1 pseudogene is annotated in these 219 nt (G+C 51.1%); it reads left to right on the top strand.

The features are described from left to right. A pseudogene (locus tag ABT58_RS23195) lies at positions 1-219 on the top strand (NAD-dependent malic enzyme); the annotation flags it as partial.

The raw sequence follows: 219 nt of genomic DNA, 5'->3' as shown, positions 1-219 counted from the left end.
TGTCTCTGTACACCGCATGTGGTGGTATCCGCCCGGCTTACGCCCTGCCAGTGGTTTTGGATGTGGGTACAAACAACCCGCAACGTCTTTCTGACCCTATGTACATGGGTTGGCGTCATCCTCGTATTTCTGTGCAGGAATACGATACGTTTGTTGATGATTTCATGCAGGCTGTTAAGCACCGTTGGCCGGACGCGCTTATCCAATTTGAAGAGTTCG

This window comes from Photobacterium aphoticum, from assembly GCF_001029435.1.
Classification (GTDB): Bacteria; Pseudomonadota; Gammaproteobacteria; order Enterobacterales; family Vibrionaceae; genus Photobacterium; species Photobacterium aphoticum.
The sequence above is the reverse complement of the archived record's forward strand: the minus strand, read 5'-3'. Positions and strand labels throughout refer to the sequence as shown.